Source organism: Stenotrophomonas sp. PS02298 (genome assembly GCF_029959445.1).
GTDB lineage: Bacteria > Pseudomonadota > Gammaproteobacteria > Xanthomonadales > Xanthomonadaceae > Stenotrophomonas.
In genome coordinates this window covers 1-17,944 of the sequence record NZ_JASCOR010000088.1, presented here as the reverse complement: position 1 = coordinate 17,944, position 17,944 = coordinate 1, and the positions used below count along the sequence as shown (strand labels likewise).

The window sequence follows — 17,944 nt, the reverse complement described above, 5'->3', positions numbered from 1 at the left end:
GAGCCATGCTCGGCAGAGGCACTACCGGTAAAGCCCCTGCCGAGCATGGCTCGGCACTACCCATACTCCGGTCAAATGAGATTCATTCCTATTTGCTGGAAATCGGCTAGAATAGGCCGGTCTCCAATCTACGAATCACGGCATGTCTTCCGCTTTTGGCGCCGAAACGGTGCTTGAAGTCCGTCACTGGACGGACGCCTACTTCAGCTTCTCCACTACCCGCGATAGCGGCTTCCGTTTCGAGAATGGCCAGTTCGTGATGATCGGGCTGGAAAACGAAAACGAAGGCGCCCGCCCGGTGTTGCGTGCCTACTCCATTGCCAGCGCCAACTGGGAAGAGCAGCTGCACTTCTTCAGCATCAAGGTGCAGGAAGGTGCGCTGACCTCGCGTCTGCAGCACCTCAAGCCCGGCGACAAGGTGCTGGTCGGCAAGAAGCCCACCGGCACCCTGCTGATCAGCGATCTGCATCCCGGTAAGAACCTCTACCTGCTGGGCACCGGCACCGGCCTGGCGCCGTGGTTGAGCGTGGTCAAGGACCCGGAAACCTACGAGCGCTTTGACAAGGTGATCGTCTGCCACGGCGTGCGCTACGAGAAGGACCTGGCCTACCGCGAGTACTTCGAGCAGGAACTGCCGAACGACGAGATACTCGGCGATATCGTCCGCGACAAGCTGCTGTACTACCCGGCGGTCACCCGCGAGCCCTTCCCCAACCAGGGCCGCCTGACCTCGCTGATGGAAAACGGTCAGATGCAGGAAACACTCGGCCTGCCGCAGCTGGATCCGGCCAACGACCGCTTCATGATCTGCGGCAGCCCGCAGATGCTGGCCGACCTGCGCAACGTGCTGGACGCACGCGGTTTTGAGGTGTCCACGCGCATCGGCACCGCAGGCCACTATGTGTTCGAGCGCGCCTTCGTCGAGAAGTAAGGCTTGTAGGGTTTTTACCGACCATTGGCGGCTATGAACCCGGACAATGATGGCGTAGCTTAACGGCCGGATCACACTGATCCGGCCGTTTTCAGTTCAGGGGAAAGGATTCATGGTTCCAAGCAGTTCCCGCAGCAGCTTCATCGACAACCAGCGCAGTGTGTTGCTTGAGGAGCTGGCGCAATGCCAGCAACGTGCCCAGACCGCAAAGCAGGCGATGGGCGCTGCCTACCCCGCCGCATGCCAGGCCGCCCAGGCTATGCGCCCGGCGTTCGAAGAAGGTCTGGCGCAGGCGCGCCGCAACACGCAACAACACGGCCGCAAAGGCACCTTGGGGCCAGCGCTGAGTTTGCGCGCGACCTTGGGCAGCGGCGGCGTCCGCACTGTGGCCTGGCTGCTGCTGCTCGGTAGCCTGGCGCTGTATGGGCCGGTTCGGAATTTCTGCGGCCACCTGTCGTACACGCTGCCCTTCCCGGCCAGCACACTGTTCCTGTTGTTCGCCTACATTCCGCCTGGCCTGGTCTTTTATGCACTGTTGGTCTGGCTGGGCCGCAACCGCATGTCAAAGCGCAATGCCGCTGCAGGGCTGGCATCGATCGATGCGCTGGGCAAACGCCAGCTGCAGCTGCACGCCTTCGGCAAGAAGAACAACGACGGCCGCAGCCACCCCTACCCCGTCATCCGCGCGCCCGCACCCTCGGTGGAGAAGATGGGCAACAACTGGCAGCTCGGTGACAAGCACGACAACTCTAACGCGGTGATGGTTGGCGTGAGCACTGATGTCGCCAACGACAAGGACCCCGACATCTTCATCCGCCTGCCGCTCAATGGCCACCCCGGCGGCCTCGTACGTGTCCGTGCCGAAGCCGATGAACACGCCGCGACGTGGACTCCACTGGCCGCCGAACTGGCACCCGTGCTGGCACCGCTGGCCCAGCCCATCCTCGACCTGCAGGCATTGAGCGCTCCGCACGAGCGCGAGCTGCAGCTTCAGCAATCGCTGCTGGTCCGGCTGGCCTCGCTGGACAAGCTGGAAGCCAACTGGAAGGACGTCGCCATCCCGGAGCAGACCCTGGAACAGGTGATCAAGCTGGTGGACCGTTTTGCCGCCGGCACCCCGCCGTTGCCCAAGGGCATGCTGCTGTGGGGGCCGCCCGGCACTGGCAAGACCCTGATCGCGCGCAAGCTGGCCGAACACGTGGACTGCAACTTCGTCGCGGTGACCATCGCCGACCTGAAGGGCGAACACATCGGCCACACTGGACCCAAGGTCAAGAAGATCTGGGAAAACGCGCGCAACAAGGGGCCGACCATCCTGTTCGTGGACGAATGTGAAAGTGCCTTTGCCCGCCGTGGTAGCCGCGACACCGACAACTTCGGCAACGAGCTGGTGCAGACCTTCATCGCAGAATGGGATGGCTTCAACCAGGGCAGCGGCAATGTACTGGTGATTGGTGCCACCAACCGCCAGGAGTTGATCGATGATGCGGTGCTGTCGCGCTTCACCGTCTCCATCGAGCTTGCCGCACCCAACGCAGAAGCGCGCGAACGCATCCTGCTGGCCGAGTTCGGCAAGGCCCAGCTGGCATTGCCGGTGACCGAGGTGCTGGTGCGCGAAACCGCCGGCATGTCCGGGCGCGATCTGTCCACCCTGGTCACAAGTGTGGTGGCCACCCACCCGGCCGGGCGCCCCGCGCAAAGCGATTTCAGCGCCGCCATCGCCCGCCTGCGCGGCAAAAGCTCCACCTCGGTGCAGACCTTGGGCTGGGACGATGTGATCGTGCCGGCCAGCACCCGTGCCGAGTTCGAAAGCCTCGGCAAGGAACTGCTGCATGCCGAAGAACTGGCGCGGATGAACATCCCGGTGCCACGCGGGATCCTGCTGTATGGGCCACCCGGCACCGGCAAGACCCAGATCGCGCGCGTACTGGCCAGCCAGTCCGGGCTGTCCTTCATCGCCGCCTCATCGGCGGAGGTCAAGGGCCAGTTCCTCGGCGACGGCGCCGCGCGGGTCAAGCAGCTGTTCGAGAAAGCCCGGGCGCAGGCACCGTGCATCCTGTTCCTCGATGAGATCGACACCGTTGCCCCACCACGCGGCAGCGGCAATTCCGACAAGTTGAACGCCGAAATCGTCGCCCAGCTGCTGCAGGAACTGGACGGCATCAGCACCAAACAAGGCCAGGTATTCCTGCTGGCTGCCAGCAACCACCTGGACGCGATCGACAGCGCGCTGCTGTCGCGCCTGGAGCGCAAGATACAGATCGGCCTGCCCGACATCGACGCACGCGCGGCCATCCTGCGGCTGCAGCTGGCCGGCAAGCCGCTGGATTTTGCCGTGGACGAGGTGCTGGGCACCCTGGCAGCCGCCACCGAAGGCAGCTCCGGCCGCGACCTGCAGTCACTGGTCACCGCTGCCACCCGCCGCGCCCTGCAACGGGCCATGGCCGAACACGGCGACCCGACCAAGGTACAACTGCAGCAGAAAGACCTGCTGGACGAAGCGGCGACCGATCCGGTCTAAGCAAGCTTGCCCGGCGCAGTCCAGCGCCGGGCATTGCCGCACCCCGACTGACCCCGCTACCGCCCCTGCCCTCCCAGTGAATGTTGCGCGATGCGCAACATGCTACAATCCAGCATGATCAAGTCATTCCGCCACAAAGGGCTGCGCAAGCTCTATGAAACCGGAAGCACCGCAGGCATACAGGCAAGTCATGCGAATCGACTGCGCCTGCAGCTGGCCGCACTTGATACAGCACACACAATCGAGGACATGGATATCCCCGGATTTCGCCTGCACGCACTGAGGGGTGAGATGAAGGGACGCTGGTCGATTGCCGTCAACGACAACTGGCGCGTCACCTTTGAATTCAAGGATGGCAATTGCCACGTGCTGGACTACGAGGACTATCATTGATGAACATGCATAACCCGCCGCATCCGGGCGCCTTCATTTCCGGCATCTATCTGGAGCCGAACAATGTCAGCGGCCGCGAACTCGCACAGGCACTTGGGGTTTCCGCCTCGACGTTGAGTCGGGTGTTGAACGGCAGCAGTCGGGTCAGCCCTGAAATGGCTTTGCGCCTATCTGTCGCCCTTGGTCGCAGCCCGGAAAGCTGGCTGGCCATGCAGGACGCGCATGATCTCTGGGTCGCCCGCCAGCATATCGATCTGAAGTCTGTAGGCCGCCTGCAGCTGGCTGCGGCTTGACGACGCAGCGCTCGCTTCAGCCCAGCGCGGCCCGGATATCCGCCTCCAGCGTCTCCGGGCGTGCGGTCGGCGCGTAGCGGGCAAGCACCTGTCCGTTGCGGCCGATCAGGAACTTGCTGAAGTTCCACTTGATCGCGGCGATGCCCAGCGCGCCGCGCTTCTGCCGCTGCAGCCACTGCCATAGCGGATCGGCGTCGGCGCCATTGACCTTGAGCTTGGCCGACATCGGGAAACTGACCCCGTAGTTGATGCTGCAGAAGTCCTGGATGTCGGCGGCATCGCCCGGCTCCTGGTGGCCGAACTGGTCGCAGGGGCACCCCAGCACCACCAGTCCCTGCGGCCCCAGCTCCTGCCACAGCTGCTCCAGCCCTTCGTACTGCGGGGTGAAGCCGCATTTGGAGGCTGTATTCACTACCAGCAGCACCTTCCCATCGAAGGTGGCCAGCGGCAGCGGACGGCCATCCAGTGCGGTCAACTCGAAATCAAAGGCATTGGGCATGGCACGGCTCCTGACAGAACCGCCAGCGTACGCCATCGCGACGCCAACGGCGTGCAAGATGTGGCCTTTCAGCGCAACCATGCCATTCGACACACCCGTAAGGGCGCGCCTGCAGGTACCCTGAAAGATCAGTCTTTTTACCGGAGTTTCCGCCTTGAACACCCGTCTCGCCCTCGCCCTTGCCGCGACCCTGGGTCTTGCCCTGCCGGCCTACAGCCAGGCCGCACCCACTGCGACCACCCAGTCGGCCCAGCAGGCCAATCCGTTCTTCGCTGAAAGCCCGCTGCCGCTGCACTACCCGCAGTTCGACAAGATCAAGGACGCCGATTTCGCGCCGGCTTTCGACGCTGGTATGGCCCAGCAGCTGCAGGAAGTGGAAGCGATCGCCAACAACCCGGCTGCGCCCACCTTTGAAAACACGCTGATCGCGCTGGAAAACAGCGGCGCCGTGCTGGACCGCGCCACCACCGTGTTCTTCGCGCTGATCGGCGCCGACACCAACGACGCGCGCAAGAAGCTGCAGGCCGACTACTCGGCCAAATTCGCCGCGCACAGCGATGCCATCAACCTCAATGGCAAGCTGTTCTCGCGTATCGAGACCCTGTACAACAACCGCGCCAAGCTGGGCCTGGATGCGGAAAGCCTGCGTCTGGTCGAGAAGTACCACGACAACTTCGTCCGCGCCGGCGCCAAGCTGTCCGACGCCGACAAGGCCAAGCTCAAGGACATGAACGCCGAGCTGGCCAACCTGGGCACCAAGTTCAGCCAGAACGTGCTGGCCGAGGTCAACGCTTCCTACATCGTGGTTGATGACGTCAAGCAGCTGGACGGCCTGTCGGCCGAGCAGATCGCTGCCGCCGCCGAAGCTGCCAAGGCCCGCAAGCTGGATGGCAAGTACGTCATCGCCCTGCTCAACACCACCGGCCAGCCGCCGCTGACCAACCTGGCCAACCGCGAGCTGCGCCAGAAGATCTACGAAGCCTCGATCTCGCGTGGCAGCAAGGGTGGCGAGTACGACAACACCGCCCTGGTGTCGCGCATCATGACCCTGCGCGCCGAGAAGGCCGCACTGATGGGCTTCCCGAACTTCGCCAGCTATTCGCTGGGCAACCAGACCGCCAAGACCCCGGAAGCGGTCAATGCCATGCTCGGCCAGCTGGCTCCGGCCGCCGTCACCAACGCCAAGCGCGAAGCCGCCGACCTGCAGGCGATGATCGACAGCGAGCAGAAGGCCGCCGGCAAGCCGACGTTCGAACTGCAGCCGTGGGACTGGGCCTTCTACAGCGAGAAGGTGCGCCAGGCCAAGTACAACTTCGACGAATCCCAGCTCAAGCCCTACTTCGAGCTGAAGAACGTGCTGGAGAACGGCGTGTTCTTCGCCGCCGGCAAGGAATTCGGCCTGAGCTTCAAGCAGCGCACCGACCTGCCGGTCTACCACGACGACGTCACCGTCTATGACGTGTTCGACGCCGATGGCAGCCAGCTGGCCATCTTCATCTTCGATCCGTATGCACGCGAGTCCAAGCGTGGCGGTGCGTGGATGAACGCCTATGTGTCGCAGTCGGGTCTGACCGGCGACAAGCCGGTGGTCGCCAACCACCTCAACATCCCCAAGCCGCCGGCCGGCAAGCCGACCCTGCTGACCTGGGACGAAGTGACCACCACCTTCCACGAGTTCGGCCACGCCCTGCACGGCATGTTCTCGGACGTGAAGTACCCGTACTTCGCCGGCACCGCGGTGCCGCGTGACTTCGTCGAGTTCCCCTCGCAGGTGAACGAGATGTGGTCCGACGAGCCGACCATCCTGGCCAACTACGCCAAGCACTACCAGAACGGCTCGGCGATGCCGCAGGCGCTGCTGGACAAGGTGATCGCCGCGTCCAAGTTCAACCAGGGTTTTGCCACCACCGAGTACCTGGGCGCTGCAATGCTGGACCAGAACTGGCACCAGATCGGTGTTGGTCAGATCCCGGCACCGAAGGACGTGATGAAGTTCGAGCATGAAGCGCTGGCCAAGGACGGCATCTACTACGCGCCGGTCCCGCCGCGCTACAAGACCCCGTACTTCAGCCACATCATGGGCGGCTACTCGGCCGGCTACTACGCCTACATCTGGTCCGAAGTGCTGGATGCCAACACCCAGAAGTGGTTCCGCGAGAACGGCGGCCTGTCGCGCGCCAACGGCGACCACTTCCGCAAGACCCTGCTGTCCAAGGGTGGCAGCGTCGATGCGATGGAGCTGTTCCGCAACTTCGCCGGCCACGAGCCGCAGATCGAGCCGCTGCTTGAGAAGCGTGGCCTGACCACCGGTGCTGCTGCCAAGTAAGCAGTCGCTGGTTTTGATGGAAAGAGAACGCCCGGCTTTGCCGGGCGTTCTCTTTTGCTTCGTGCGGCAGATCAAAAGCCCCCCTCATCCGCCCTCCGGGCACCTTCTCCCGCCTGCGGGAGAAGGGAGTAGTCCGACGCTGCGGGGCTCCGATGCATTGCTAGCGCGCATGCATGGCGCGGCGAACCTTCAGCTCAAGCAACATCCCGCCTTCCCTTCTCCCGCAGGCGGGAGAAGGGAGTGGTCCGACGCTGCGGGGCTCTGATGCATTGCTTGCGCGCATGCATGGCGCGACGAACCTTCAGCGCAAGCAACATCCCGCCTTCCCTTCTCCCGCAGGCGGGAGAAGGGAGTGGTCCGACGCTGCGGGGCTCCGATGCATTGCTTGCGCGCATGCATGGCGCGGCGAACCTTCAGCGCAAGCAACATCCCGCCTTCCCTTCTCCCGCAGGCGGGAGAAGGGAGTGGTCCGACGCTGCGGGGCTCTGATGCATTGCTTGCGCGCATGCATGGCGCGGCGAACCTTCAGCGCAAGCAGCATCCCGCCTTCCCTTCTCCCGCAGGCGGGAGAAGGGAGTGGTCCGACGCTGCGGGGCTCTGATGCATTGCTTGCGCGCGTGCATGGCGCGGCGAACCTTCAGCGCAAGCAGCATCCCGCCTTTCCTTCTCCCGCAGGCGGGAGAAGGGAGTGATCCGACGCTGCGGGGCTCTGATGCATTGCTAGGCGCATGCATGGCGCGGCGAACCTTCAGCTCAAGCAGCATCCCGCTTTCCCTTCTCCCGCTTGCGGGAGAAGGTGCCCGGAGGGCGGATGAGGGGGCTCTGTGCTTCTGGCTCTGTGCTTCTGGTTCTACCCGTTCAACTCTGTACTTCGGACTTCGTGCAGCCAGCCCAAGTCACCAAGCAAACCCACTCAACCCTACCGCCCCCGCTCCACAATCACCGTAGCGGTCATGCCATTGGCCAGCACGACGCCCTTCGCAAACGAACCTGCGTCCAGTTTGATCCGAACCGGAATCCGTTGCGCCAGCCGCACCCAGTTGTAGGTCGGGTTCACATTCGCCAGCAGGTCGCTGCCGGTCGGGCTGTCCGCATCGGTAATGCCATGCGAAATGCTCTCGATATGCCCGTGCAGCTCCTGCCCGCTCATCAACTGCACGCGGGTGCCGTCACCCACATGCAACTGCGCCAGCTTGGTCTCTTCAAAATAGCCGTAGACCCAGAACGAATTGGTATCGATCACCGCCAACTTTGCCGCACCAGCAGTGGCATAGTCGCCCTGCCGCACTTCCAGATTGGTCACATAACCATCCACCGGCGCGCGCACCTGGGTGCGTTCCAGGTTCAACTCTGCCGTATCCAATGCCGCCTGTGCCTGCTCCACTGCAGCCAGTGCCTGCTGCTGCGACGCACTGGCCTGTTGGCGACTGGCCTGCGCCTGGGCAACACCGGCACGTGCGGCCTGCGCAGCACTGAGCGCATCGGTACGCGCTTCTTCGGAGATCAAGCTGCCAGTAATGCGCTGGCGCCGCTCGTACTGCTGCTCGTAGCGACTGGCATTCGCACTCTGCTGTGCAGCTCCCGCCGCCGCTACCTGGATGCTTGCGCCCGCGGCTCGCGCGGAAGCCTCTGCGGCGGCCAGGTTGCCGCGCGCCTGGTTCAAGGCGTTCTGGTAGCGCGCGGGATCGATCTGGTACAGCACGTCGCCGCGCTTCACCAACTGGTTGTCACGCACCGCTACCGCGCTGACCGGGCCGGAAACATCCGGCGCCACGCGCACCACTTCCGCGCGCAGGCGACCTTCGCGGGTCCACGGCGAGTACATGTAATGCCGCCACATCGCCATCGCGATCAAGGCAGCTATCACCACCACCACGGCGGTGATGGAGAAACGAAGAATGGATTGGACTTTGGGGGTCATGGGATTTCTCAGAACAGCAGCAGGCCGAAGCCACCAAACAGACAGATGAACACCGCAGTGCGGAACAAGGCCGGGTGCCAGACATTGCGGTACCAACCGCGACGACCAGCCAAGGTGTCCAGCGCCCACAGCGCGATGCAGACCAGCACGAACAACAACAGCAGGCCGGGAAACAGGGTTCCAGCGAAAGCGATCTCAATGGGCATGGCGAGGTGCCTCCGGATTTGAATCAATGGGTGCGATATAGGCAGCCATGACCGAGCTGTCGTCCACCATCGCCAATCGCACCAGACGCAGGTGCAGCAACACCCGTGCGGCGACACCACCATCAGCGGCCTGGGCTCGCGCCAGCGCGATGGCCTCGGTCAGCGCCGTGTCGGCACGCTGCCATGCCGTTGCATCTGGCAGGGCGAAGAAATCGGCCAAGGCCCGCACCACTAAATCCACGCACTGGTGCAGCTGCGTCGATGCCGGTTCACGGGCCACGTCCTGGCGCAGGTGGATCAGTGCGCGGCCGGTTTCGTTGACCGCCAAGGCCCAGGCGAGCTGCTGGCGCGACTCCTCGCTGCCCGCCGCCGTATGGGTGACGATCTGGTGCAGCAGGTCGCTGTTGATGCTTTCGAAACGGTGCTGGAGTCCACGCAGCGGCGCCTGCGCGGCCAAGCCCACCTGCGCGCGCAAGCCAGCCATCTGCCGCCGCCGCAACCATGCCGTGCCTACCAGCGGTGGCATCAACGCAAAACTCAATACTGCCGCACCCATCGCGATGAGTTGCGAAGTGCCCTCATTGAAGAAGCGCACCGGATCAAAGGCGTGCACGCTGGTGATGGCCAGGATATTGACCAGGCCCATCGTATAACCCAACCCGAACACTGACAGCTTGGGGCGGCTGACCATGTAGGGGCCCACCACGAAGAACGGCAGCAACCCCGCAACCAGCAGGGTGAAACCCTCCATCCGGGTCAGCACCATGTAGTCGCAGACATAGGCTGCGATGACGCCGAGCAGATAGCCCCAGGCGACTTTTCCGGTCATCCGTGCCGCGTTCGGCATGGTCGCGAACAAGCCGGAGAAGATCGTTGCCAGCAGCATCACATTGACCGCCATTGCCCAGCCGCTGGCGGCCCACAGCGCGCTCAGCAGCAGCATGGTGATGGCGGTACGGGTGAACGCCACCGCAGCACCCAGGTAGTCATTGCCGCGGACGAACTGTGCACGGGCATCGTCTTCGGTCGGTGCGACCTGCAGTGTCAGCTGCCGGCGAGCATGCACGTAGTGCTCAAGTTCCTTGACGAAGCGCCGCAACAACTGCGTCCCCACATCGAAATCTTCGATCTGGCTGACACCGCTGAGGGAAGTGCGCAGCTCGCCTGATCGCGCGGCCAGACCTTTGCGTACCGCGTGGATCTGCTCTGCCAATTGCGCCGGTGATTGCTCGCTGGCTTGCAGGGCGGCACCCAATGGCAGGTACAAGGCCTGCAGCGCCTGGCCCGCGGCCGGGTCAGGCTGGCGCAGCAAGCGGTTGATCAGATGGTGCAGCGACTGGAACGTGGTCGACGCCGCCATGAAGCGCTGGTTGAAGCGCTGCAGATGCGCGCTGCGCGCACGCGCTTCGCCGTCTTCGAAGATCACCGAGCTGCGCAGGTCTTCCAGCGTCACCGCGTCGCGCACAACGCGCAGATGTGCCTGCTCCATGCGCTCGCGTGGCACCTCACCAAGCAAGGCGCCACGCATGAAACCAAGGAAGTTCTCGTACTGGTTGTTCACCGCCGTGCGCAAGGTGTCGCGCAGGCGCACCGGGAAAATGGTATCGCTGATCACCGCGGTCACCAGCAGGCCCAACAGCACCTCGCTGATGCGCGCCACCGCCGAATCGAAGATCTGCCCGGGATGGGTGGAGATCACCGGCAAGGCGATGATGGCCGCGGTGTAACCAGCCAGTACAAAGGCATAGGACTTGAAGTTGCGATGCAGGGTAGCGCCGGCCACACAGCCAGCGATCCACAGCGCCATCAGCAGCAGGAAGGGCTCACGTTGCTGCGGGAACAAAGCCACGATAAGCAACGCACCTACGGCACCGGCGAAGGTGCCGAGCACCCGGTAGAACGCCTTGGCCAGCACCATGCCGCTTTGCCGGTGCATGACGATGACCGTGGTCATCATTGCGGTACCCGGTTGCGGCAGCTGCAGGCGCATGGCCAACCAACCGGTCAGGAAGAAGGCCACGGTCGTGCGCAACACGAACAGCCAGGTGTCAGCCTCGCCCTTGAGGAAGCCGCGCATGCCGGCATGCCAGGGCGTCGTCGCCGACGCGCTTACCGATGAAGGGATGGCAGACATGGCGTACTCAGATGGCCTCGATACCATCGAGCATCTTTTTCAGCAGTCGTTCGAGCTGGTGCTGCTCACTCTCATCCAGGCCCTGTACCTGCAGAACCAGCAGTTCGGCCATCTTCGGCAGCAGGCTCTGGATGCAAGCCAGGCCTTTGTCGGTCAGGTGCAGCCCCAGCTTGCGGCGGTCATTGGTGTCCGGAATCCGCTCCAGCAGGCCCTTGTTGCACAGCTGGTCGGTGAGCCGGGTGATGTTGGCCGACTTCTCAGTGGCGGCCTCGGCCAGTTCCGACGGCGTCAGCGGGTGATCCGGGGTGCCGTACAACATCATCAGGATGTTGTACTCGGCGTGGCTCAGGTCGAAATCACGCAGCACGGCATTAGCGCGGTCATGGACGGTCTTGTAGATGCCCTTGACCAGGCGCACCAGCACCGCCGGCTCACGCGGGAAACCCGGCCAGCGGGCGCAGGTGGCATCAATCCGGGTTTCGGTCGCGTCGAAACTGCTCATGGGCTATCCGGCTCATCGAGGAATGAGGCAGATAATACACATATGTAATATAAACTTCTAAAACAGTTTTGCAGTTACAGTGTTCCGCGTTCAGCGTGGCGCCAGATAACCCTCGCGAACCCCGCGCGGCGACAGCAACAATTGCCAGAGCTGCGAGTGGCGGGTGCGGAAGGTCGCCATCGACGCGGCCAGGTAGAAACGCCACATGCGCCGGAAGCGCTCGTCGTAGCGCGCGTCCAACTGCTCCCACGCCGCCTCGACGTTGTCGCGCCACGCCTGCAGGGTACGGTCGTAGTCTGTGCCGAAGTTGTGCCAGTCCTCCAGCACGAACAGCCCCTCCATCGCATGGGTGATCTGCGCGGCCGAGGGCAGCATCGAGTTGGGGAAGATGTACTTGGCGATCCACGGGTCGGTGCGGTCGCGGCTGACATTGGTACCAATGCTGTGCAGCAGGAACAATCCCTGCTCGCCCAGGCAGCGCCGGGCGACCTCGAAGTAGCTGCGGTAATTCTTGACCCCGACGTGCTCGAACATACCCACCGAGAACACGGCGTCGAAGCGCTCGTCCAGCTCGCGGTAGTCCTGCAGGCGTATCTCGACCGCTAGGCCGGCACACAGTTCACGGGCAAACGCGGCCTGCTCCTGCGAGATGGTTACGCCAACGCCGCGCACGCCATAACGCTCGGCCGCGAACTTCAGTGCCTCGCCCCAACCACAGCCGATATCCAGCACGCGCATACCCGGCTGCAGGCCGAGCTTGCGGCAGATCAGTTCGAGCTTGGCTTCCTGCGCGTCGTCCAGAGTACTGGCATTGCGCCAGTATCCGCAGCTGTAGACCAGCCGCTTGCCAAGCATGGCCCGGTAAAGGTCGTTGCCCAGGTCGTAATGCCGCTTGCCGACCTCGTAGCTGCCCTGCCCGCTCTGCAGGTTGAACAGCTTGGCCTTGAGCGCATCCCAGACTTCGCCGCTGCCGTGCACGCGCTCGTCCAGTCGCGCATCCAGCAGGTGGGTGAGCAGGCCATCCAGCGAATGCGCCTGCCACCAACCTTCCATGTAGCTCTCGCCCAGACCGAGCGAGCCTTCGGCCAGCACCCGCGCATAGAAGCGCGGGTCGAGGATGTCCAGGTCCTGCGGCCTGTCACCGCCGGGGATGATATCGGCCTCCTGCAGCAGTGCTTCCACACGTCGTTGCAGCCCTGCATCCATCACTGACCTCCTGTTTTTCAGGGGCGTGCGAACAGCCCCTGGTAAGCCGCCGCCACATGCGGCAACAACACCGCCGCCGGCACATCCACCGTCTGCGTGCCATCCGAGTACGGACCCACCTGGTAGGGCGGGAACACGAAGCGCAGCGCCGAAATCTTGCCGGCCGCGTCCAGCACCGGCTGGAACTGACCGAAGTTGGTGGCGTCGGCGGTGGTGCCTTCGTCGATCATCTTGGACAGGTTGCGGACCTGGGCCTGCTGCTCTTCCGGCGACATGTCCTCGCCCTGGGCACGCACGGTGGCCTGCTCCAGCAGCTTGTCCTCGGTGAAATCACTGATCGCCTGCCAGCCCTTGGTCGTGGTGATCAGGTCTTCTGCCTTGAGCAGTTGCTGCTGCTCGGGCAGCCATACAAAACGGGCTACCAACGGCTGGCCATGGGCGCCGCCGGTGTAGCTGCTGCCATCGGCGGAAACCGCGACAACCGCCGGTGATTCCACCAGCATGTCGAAGGCCAGTGACAGTTCATACGGGGCTGTGGGCTTGTCATTGCCCAGCTCGGACACCGACTTCAACAGGTCAGCCTTGGCATGGCCTGCATAATCGCTCAGTGCATTGGCCAGACCCGGGTACTTGGCGGCTGCCGGTGGGTAGCTGATACCAATGACATAGCTTGGGGTGTTTTCAATCACATCGCGCAGATCAGCTGCCGCAGGTGCGACCGCAACCGGTGCCTGCACCGGTTCCGCGGCCGGTGCGACCGGCGCACCTTGCTCATCCTGCTTGCAACCAGCCAATGCCAGCAGCAATACCGCTGCGGCAGACGATCCCCGTACCAACCTGTTCATGCCCTTTGATCCCTTGGAGGTGTGTGCGGCCGCCCGGTCGGGCTTGGCCATGCCAGCGAATTATCCCAGCAGGTCTGCATATTCGCCATGACGTTGCATGAAAGTTGCGGCATAGGCGCAGGCGGGTATGACCTTCCAGCCTGCAACGCGTGCATGCTCCAGCGCGAACCGGGTCAATGCCGCGGCAATGCCACGCCCGCCGATGGCCTCGGGCACCCCGGTATGGGTGATGACCATCACACCGCCATCCAGTTCGTAATCCAGCACCGCGCGCTGACCATCAACCAGGGTCTGGAAGCGGTTTGCAGCCGCGTCATGTTCGATATCTGGAATTGGTGGTTTGCTCAAGCTCATGAGGACTCCTGCGGAACGCGGTGGACTTGGTGAAAGCGATGTGATGACGCGAGCTACCAGTCGGAAGCGCCACTTTGCGTCACTTTCCGACATCGGCGCCAGCAGCGCCACCGCCATCAAAGCATGGAATGCGTCTCAAACGCTGGCACGGGAATTGCTGGGTTTACCCATAAAACAATAGCTGACAGTCGAGGTGTACCGTGTTCGACAACGACCGCACGATGCAGATCCCGTCCAACGACCATGACTCCACCCTGCTGGAGGGCCTGTTCCAGCTGGCCGTCGCCGGCGATACCAGTGGCTGGGAATTCAAGAAGATCGACAACGAAGTCTATTCGCGCCTGCTCGACAGCTACGCCACCTGAGCCTGCCACCAGCGTTCACACGCGCGGCGCGCCCAGGGCGCAGCTGCCAGAACGAAACGGGGCCGCGACGACACGATGCGCGCGGCCCCTGGCACGAGGGGCGATACAGCCCCCAGCTCCCTCTCCTCCGCTCAGAAGCGGAAAGTGGGATTCATCAGGCTCTGCAGGAAGTGCTGCAGCAGCTCCGGCTCCATGATCAGCATGAACATCACACCGAAAGCGGCACCGGCAAGGTGCGCGCTGTGATTGACGTTGTCCCCGCCCTTCTTGTCCATCCAGATGCTGTAGCCGACATAGAACGCGGCATACAGAATGGCCGGCGCCGGGATGAACATCACCAGGATCAACTTCCACGGCGCGATCAGGATGTAGGCAAACAGCACAGCCGACACCGCGCCTGAAGCACCCAGACTCAAATAGTTCGGATTCTTCTGGTTCTTCAGGTAAGTCGGCAGGATCGATACCACCAGCGCCGACAGGTAGAACAGCGGATAGACCCACCACTGCCCGGTGGTGCCGAGCATGATGACCTCGATCGAGCGGCCGAAGAAATACAGGGTCACCATGTTGAACAACAGGTGGCCGAAGTCAGCATGGATGAACCCGTAGGTCACCAGCCGGTCGTACTGCTTGTGCTTGTCGATCGCCGGCGGCCACAGGATCAGCCGATCAGCCAGCTTGCGGTTGTTGAACGCCATCCACGACACCAGCGCGGTGATGGCGATCAGGATCAGGGTTATCGGTCCTTGCATGTTCAAACCGCCCGGTAGTTGTCGACCATCTTGTAACGGCGTGCGTAGATACCGAACGCCAGCGCCGCGATGAAGGCAAAGCCAGCGAAGAAGAACATCAGGAACGCCGTTTCGCTCAGACCGGTACTGGCAATACGGTCAGTGACCGCGTGGTTGCGCACCGCCGCGTTAGACAGCAGCACCCACAGGTTACCGATGGTGGTGGTCAGGTTCCAGAAGCTCATCACCACACCCTTCATGGATGCCGGTGCCTGGCTGTAGGCGAACTCCAGACCGGTGGCCGAGACCAGCACTTCACCGAAGGTCAGCAGCGCATATGGCAGCACCTGCCAGAAGATCGACATGGCATCGCCACCGTCCATCACCACCTGGATGCCACCCACCACGATCCAGGCCAGGCCACTGAAGGCGATACCAGCGGTCATGCGCCGCAGCGCGGTCGGCTCGAAGCCGAAGCGACGCAGCGCCGGGTACAGCACCAGATTGTTGAACGGGATCAGGATCATCACCAGCAGCGGGTTGAGCGCCTGCATCTGCGAGGCCGTGAACCAGCTGGGCATGTTCATCTGCTGGCCCTGCAGCACCCAGGTCGAGGCCTTCTGGTCGAACAAGGAGAAGAACGGGGTGGTCAGGGCAAAGATCACCAGCACCTTCAGCACCGAACGCACGCCCTCGACAGCCGCCTCCGGGTGCACGCCGCGGGCGCGGTCCAGCTGCAGCATGGTGCCGCCGCCAATACCGGCCAGCACCGAGACCAGCGCCAGACACAGGCAGATCACGATGCCCAGGCTGGGCACCAACGCGAACGAAGCCAGCGCCAGCACCACGCCCAACACCGCCACCACCAGACCCATCCGGCCCTGGCCCGGGGCTTGTGCCAGCAGCGCGGTACGCACCACGTTGGCGAAGGAATGCGGGTCCTTGGGCGGCAACGGCACCAGCACGTAGCGCTTGCGTCCCAGCCAGAACACGAAGGTGGCCACGAACATCAGGATGCCGGGAATACCGAACGCCCACTGCGGGCCGAGGTTCTTCAGCGCCAGCGGAATCAGCAGCGAGGCGAACAGCGAGCCGAAATTGATGATCCAGTAGAACGCGTCAAACACGATCTTGGCCAGGTGCTTGTTGCCCTGGTCGAACTGGTCGCCCATGAAAGAGGCCACCAGTGGCTTGATGCCACCTGCACCCAAGGCGATCAGCCCCAAGCCCAGGAAGAAGCCTTGGCGGTTGCCCTCGAACAGCGCCAGGCACAGATGGCCGACACAGTAGATCAGGCTGAACCAGAGGATGGTGTGGTACTTGCCGAAAAAGCGGTCGGCCAACCAGCCACCGAGCAGCGGGAAGAAGTACACGCCGATCATGAAGCTGTGCATGATGTCCTTCGCCTCGCCAGCACGGCCTTCGGCGGTGATCTCCTGCAACAGCAACGAGGTGATCAGGAACTGCACCAGGATGTTGCGCATCCCGTAGAAGCTGAAGCGTTCGCACGCCTCATTACCGATGATGTAGCCGATCTGGCGCGGCATCTTTGCCTTGGGGTCCGGGGCTGCTGCCACGTCGTTGGTCGTCATCTGCGGGCGATCCGTGAATACAAAGGTTGCAAGCGTAACGCATCATGCCGCCCGCAAGACCGGTTCACCCCAGCAAAATACCTACCGCCTGCACCAGCAAAACCTGACTGCTGGGCCATGCACATCCCTTCCACGCACAAAGCTTTAGCATGACAGCTCCTCACTTTGAGGCGTTGCAATGCTGCGCTGGGGTTGTTTTGGACTGCTTGTCCTGTCATTTGGCGTCATGGCTGAGCCGGTGCTGCCGGTCATCAAGGTAGCCAACCTGCGTCTCCCCGACAGTGGTGAGATCTGGACTGGCCAGCGCGACCGGATCGCCGCACTGATCCAGGACCTGCGGCCGGACGTGATCGTGGTACAGGACGTGCGCCAGCTGGCCAACACCCCCAACCCTGCCTGCTGGCTGGGCAGCCGCCTCAAATACAGCTGTGATTTCGTCAGCGCCGACCGCCCCAGCCAACCAGTGCGCCGCGGCAATGCGGTGCTGACCCGCCTGCAGGCACAGCAGGATGGCATCACCCTGCTGCACGGTGACGACGCCCCGACCGCCGCGGGCATGCAGCGCCTGCAGCTGCAACAGGCGCAACTGAACATCTACGCCGCCAGCATGTGCCCTGGCGACAACAGTCCGGTCGCACGCGGCCATCAGGCTGCCGACCTGCGCTCATGGATGGACGCCACCGCTGATGGCCTGCCGTCGCTGATCATCGGTGACTTCGCCGCGCCCACCGAGGAGCTTGTCCGGCAACTGCCCGGTTATCAGCCTGCACGCAGGAATCCGTCCAATCGCCGCGGCGATGCCCGCCTCGCAGCCGACGCCCAACACGGGCTGGACGTGCTGTACCAGGTCCGCAGCTTCGCCGACATCACCCAGCAGGCGATCCAGCTACCGGCCAGCGATGCCCAGTCGGCCCCCGAGCCGCTGGGCATGATGGCAACGCTGCGCATCACCCGCCTCCCCGCCGCCGATGGCGTCGAGCAACCCTGACGTGGCAGTTGCCGATGGTCGCTTGTAGGAGCGGCGTCAGCCGCGAAGCTGGAATTGCTCCGGCTGCGGCCAAACAGGCAACCTGATGACGCACCAGCTTCGGCTGACGCCGCTCCCACAACATCGGGTTCGCGGCG

General features: G+C 63.4%; 17 protein-coding genes. 7 read left to right on the top strand and 10 right to left on the bottom strand.

Annotated elements, in window-relative coordinates:
• Positions 1-142: 142 nt before the first annotated feature.
• From QMX78_RS13485 to QMX78_RS13470, 4 genes are all read left to right on the top strand, one after another.
• Entirely contained in the window at positions 143-931 is a 789-nt protein-coding gene (locus QMX78_RS13485) for a ferredoxin--NADP reductase (protein WP_282270373.1), read from the top strand.
• A gap of 112 nt (positions 932-1,043) precedes the next feature.
• Positions 1,044-3,452, top strand: coding sequence for an AAA family ATPase (locus QMX78_RS13480; RefSeq protein ID WP_282270372.1), 2,409 nt, complete (start codon positions 1,044-1,046; stop codon positions 3,450-3,452).
• 114 nt (positions 3,453-3,566) lie between these two features.
• Positions 3,567-3,845 (top strand): type II toxin-antitoxin system RelE/ParE family toxin, encoded by a 279-nt coding sequence (locus QMX78_RS13475; RefSeq protein ID WP_282270371.1) that lies wholly within the window; start codon positions 3,567-3,569, stop codon positions 3,843-3,845.
• Positions 3,845-4,138 carry a HigA family addiction module antitoxin gene (locus QMX78_RS13470; RefSeq protein WP_282270369.1) on the top strand — a complete coding sequence of 98 codons (294 nt, stop codon included), beginning with the start codon at positions 3,845-3,847 and terminating at the stop codon, positions 4,136-4,138. The genes QMX78_RS13475 and QMX78_RS13470 overlap by 1 nt, the downstream gene beginning before the upstream one ends.
• Positions 4,139-4,154: 16 nt before the next feature.
• Here the strand turns inward: QMX78_RS13470 and QMX78_RS13465 are convergent, their stop codons facing one another.
• Complete coding sequence (locus QMX78_RS13465) at positions 4,155-4,637, bottom strand: glutathione peroxidase (protein ID WP_282270367.1); 483 nt, start codon at positions 4,635-4,637, stop codon at positions 4,155-4,157.
• A gap of 154 nt (positions 4,638-4,791) precedes the next feature.
• Here QMX78_RS13465 and QMX78_RS13460 point away from each other — a divergent pair, with 154 nt between their 5' ends.
• Positions 4,792-6,963, top strand: a complete 2,172-nt coding sequence (locus tag QMX78_RS13460) for a M3 family metallopeptidase (protein ID WP_282270365.1) — start codon at positions 4,792-4,794, stop codon at positions 6,961-6,963.
• A 919-nt stretch (positions 6,964-7,882) separates the two neighbouring features.
• Here QMX78_RS13460 and QMX78_RS13455 read toward each other — a convergent pair.
• The 7 genes from QMX78_RS13455 to QMX78_RS13425 form a co-directional block, all read right to left on the bottom strand.
• Positions 7,883-8,884, bottom strand: a complete 1,002-nt coding sequence (locus QMX78_RS13455) for an HlyD family secretion protein (protein WP_282270363.1) — start codon at positions 8,882-8,884, stop codon at positions 7,883-7,885.
• A gap of 8 nt (positions 8,885-8,892) precedes the next feature.
• Positions 8,893-9,090 (bottom strand): DUF1656 domain-containing protein, encoded by a 198-nt coding sequence (locus QMX78_RS13450; protein WP_282270361.1) that lies wholly within the window; start codon positions 9,088-9,090, stop codon positions 8,893-8,895.
• On the bottom strand, positions 9,080-11,224 hold the full coding sequence (locus QMX78_RS13445) for an FUSC family protein (protein WP_282270359.1): 2,145 nt from the start codon (positions 11,222-11,224) through the stop codon (positions 9,080-9,082). The genes QMX78_RS13450 and QMX78_RS13445 overlap by 11 nt, the downstream gene beginning before the upstream one ends.
• A gap of 7 nt (positions 11,225-11,231) precedes the next feature.
• On the bottom strand, positions 11,232-11,726 hold the full coding sequence (locus QMX78_RS13440; protein WP_282270357.1) for a MarR family transcriptional regulator: 495 nt from the start codon (positions 11,724-11,726) through the stop codon (positions 11,232-11,234).
• A 90-nt stretch (positions 11,727-11,816) separates the two neighbouring features.
• Entirely contained in the window at positions 11,817-12,932 is a 1,116-nt protein-coding gene (gene cfa, locus QMX78_RS13435) for a cyclopropane fatty acyl phospholipid synthase (protein ID WP_282270355.1), read from the bottom strand.
• Between the two features lie 17 nt (positions 12,933-12,949).
• The gene (locus QMX78_RS13430) at positions 12,950-13,777 is read right to left on the bottom strand and encodes a DUF3298 and DUF4163 domain-containing protein (RefSeq protein WP_282270353.1); all 828 of its coding nucleotides are present in this window, start codon (positions 13,775-13,777) and stop codon (positions 12,950-12,952) included.
• Positions 13,778-13,837: 60 nt separating this feature from the next.
• Complete coding sequence (locus tag QMX78_RS13425) at positions 13,838-14,131, bottom strand: GNAT family N-acetyltransferase (protein ID WP_282270350.1); 294 nt, start codon at positions 14,129-14,131, stop codon at positions 13,838-13,840.
• Between the two features lie 200 nt (positions 14,132-14,331).
• On the opposite strand from QMX78_RS13425, the gene QMX78_RS13420 reads away from it, so the two are divergent.
• Positions 14,332-14,496, top strand: coding sequence for a hypothetical protein (locus QMX78_RS13420; RefSeq protein WP_282270374.1), 165 nt, complete (start codon positions 14,332-14,334; stop codon positions 14,494-14,496).
• 131 nt (positions 14,497-14,627) lie between these two features.
• Here the strand turns inward: QMX78_RS13420 and QMX78_RS13415 are convergent, their stop codons facing one another.
• Both QMX78_RS13415 and QMX78_RS13410 read right to left on the bottom strand, forming a co-directional pair.
• Positions 14,628-15,248: a rhomboid family intramembrane serine protease gene (locus tag QMX78_RS13415; protein WP_282270348.1), complete on the bottom strand. Its 621-nt coding sequence runs from the start codon at positions 15,246-15,248 to the stop codon at positions 14,628-14,630.
• A gap of 2 nt (positions 15,249-15,250) precedes the next feature.
• Entirely contained in the window at positions 15,251-16,819 is a 1,569-nt protein-coding gene (locus QMX78_RS13410; protein ID WP_282270346.1) for an oligopeptide:H+ symporter, read from the bottom strand.
• Between the two features lie 178 nt (positions 16,820-16,997).
• On the opposite strand from QMX78_RS13410, the gene QMX78_RS13405 reads away from it, so the two are divergent.
• Entirely contained in the window at positions 16,998-17,807 is an 810-nt protein-coding gene (locus QMX78_RS13405; protein WP_282270343.1) for an endonuclease/exonuclease/phosphatase family protein, read from the top strand.
• Positions 17,808-17,944: the final 137 nt, after the last annotated feature.

What these genes read in the sequence shown, in the direction of transcription:
- QMX78_RS13485 (WP_282270373.1), top strand. Translation starts at nt 143, where the DNA reads ATGTCTTCCGCTTTTGGCGCCGAAACGGTGCTTGAAGTCCGTCACTGG.
- QMX78_RS13480 (WP_282270372.1), top strand. Translation starts at nt 1,044, where the DNA reads ATGGTTCCAAGCAGTTCCCGCAGCAGCTTCATCGACAACCAGCGCAGT.
- QMX78_RS13475 (WP_282270371.1), top strand. Translation starts at nt 3,567, where the DNA reads ATGATCAAGTCATTCCGCCACAAAGGGCTGCGCAAGCTCTATGAAACC.
- QMX78_RS13470 (WP_282270369.1), top strand. Translation starts at nt 3,845, where the DNA reads ATGAACATGCATAACCCGCCGCATCCGGGCGCCTTCATTTCCGGCATC.
- QMX78_RS13465 (WP_282270367.1), bottom strand. Translation starts at nt 4,637, where the DNA reads ATGCCCAATGCCTTTGATTTCGAGTTGACCGCACTGGATGGCCGTCCG.
- QMX78_RS13455 (WP_282270363.1), bottom strand. Translation starts at nt 8,884, where the DNA reads ATGACCCCCAAAGTCCAATCCATTCTTCGTTTCTCCATCACCGCCGTG.
- QMX78_RS13450 (WP_282270361.1), bottom strand. Translation starts at nt 9,090, where the DNA reads ATGCCCATTGAGATCGCTTTCGCTGGAACCCTGTTTCCCGGCCTGCTG.
- QMX78_RS13445 (WP_282270359.1), bottom strand. Translation starts at nt 11,224, where the DNA reads ATGTCTGCCATCCCTTCATCGGTAAGCGCGTCGGCGACGACGCCCTGG.
- QMX78_RS13440 (WP_282270357.1), bottom strand. Translation starts at nt 11,726, where the DNA reads ATGAGCAGTTTCGACGCGACCGAAACCCGGATTGATGCCACCTGCGCC.
- cfa (WP_282270355.1), bottom strand. Translation starts at nt 12,932, where the DNA reads ATGGATGCAGGGCTGCAACGACGTGTGGAAGCACTGCTGCAGGAGGCC.
- QMX78_RS13430 (WP_282270353.1), bottom strand. Translation starts at nt 13,777, where the DNA reads ATGAACAGGTTGGTACGGGGATCGTCTGCCGCAGCGGTATTGCTGCTG.
- QMX78_RS13425 (WP_282270350.1), bottom strand. Translation starts at nt 14,131, where the DNA reads ATGAGCTTGAGCAAACCACCAATTCCAGATATCGAACATGACGCGGCT.
- QMX78_RS13415 (WP_282270348.1), bottom strand. Translation starts at nt 15,248, where the DNA reads ATGCAAGGACCGATAACCCTGATCCTGATCGCCATCACCGCGCTGGTG.
- QMX78_RS13410 (WP_282270346.1), bottom strand. Translation starts at nt 16,819, where the DNA reads ATGACGACCAACGACGTGGCAGCAGCCCCGGACCCCAAGGCAAAGATG.
- QMX78_RS13405 (WP_282270343.1), top strand. Translation starts at nt 16,998, where the DNA reads ATGCTGCGCTGGGGTTGTTTTGGACTGCTTGTCCTGTCATTTGGCGTC.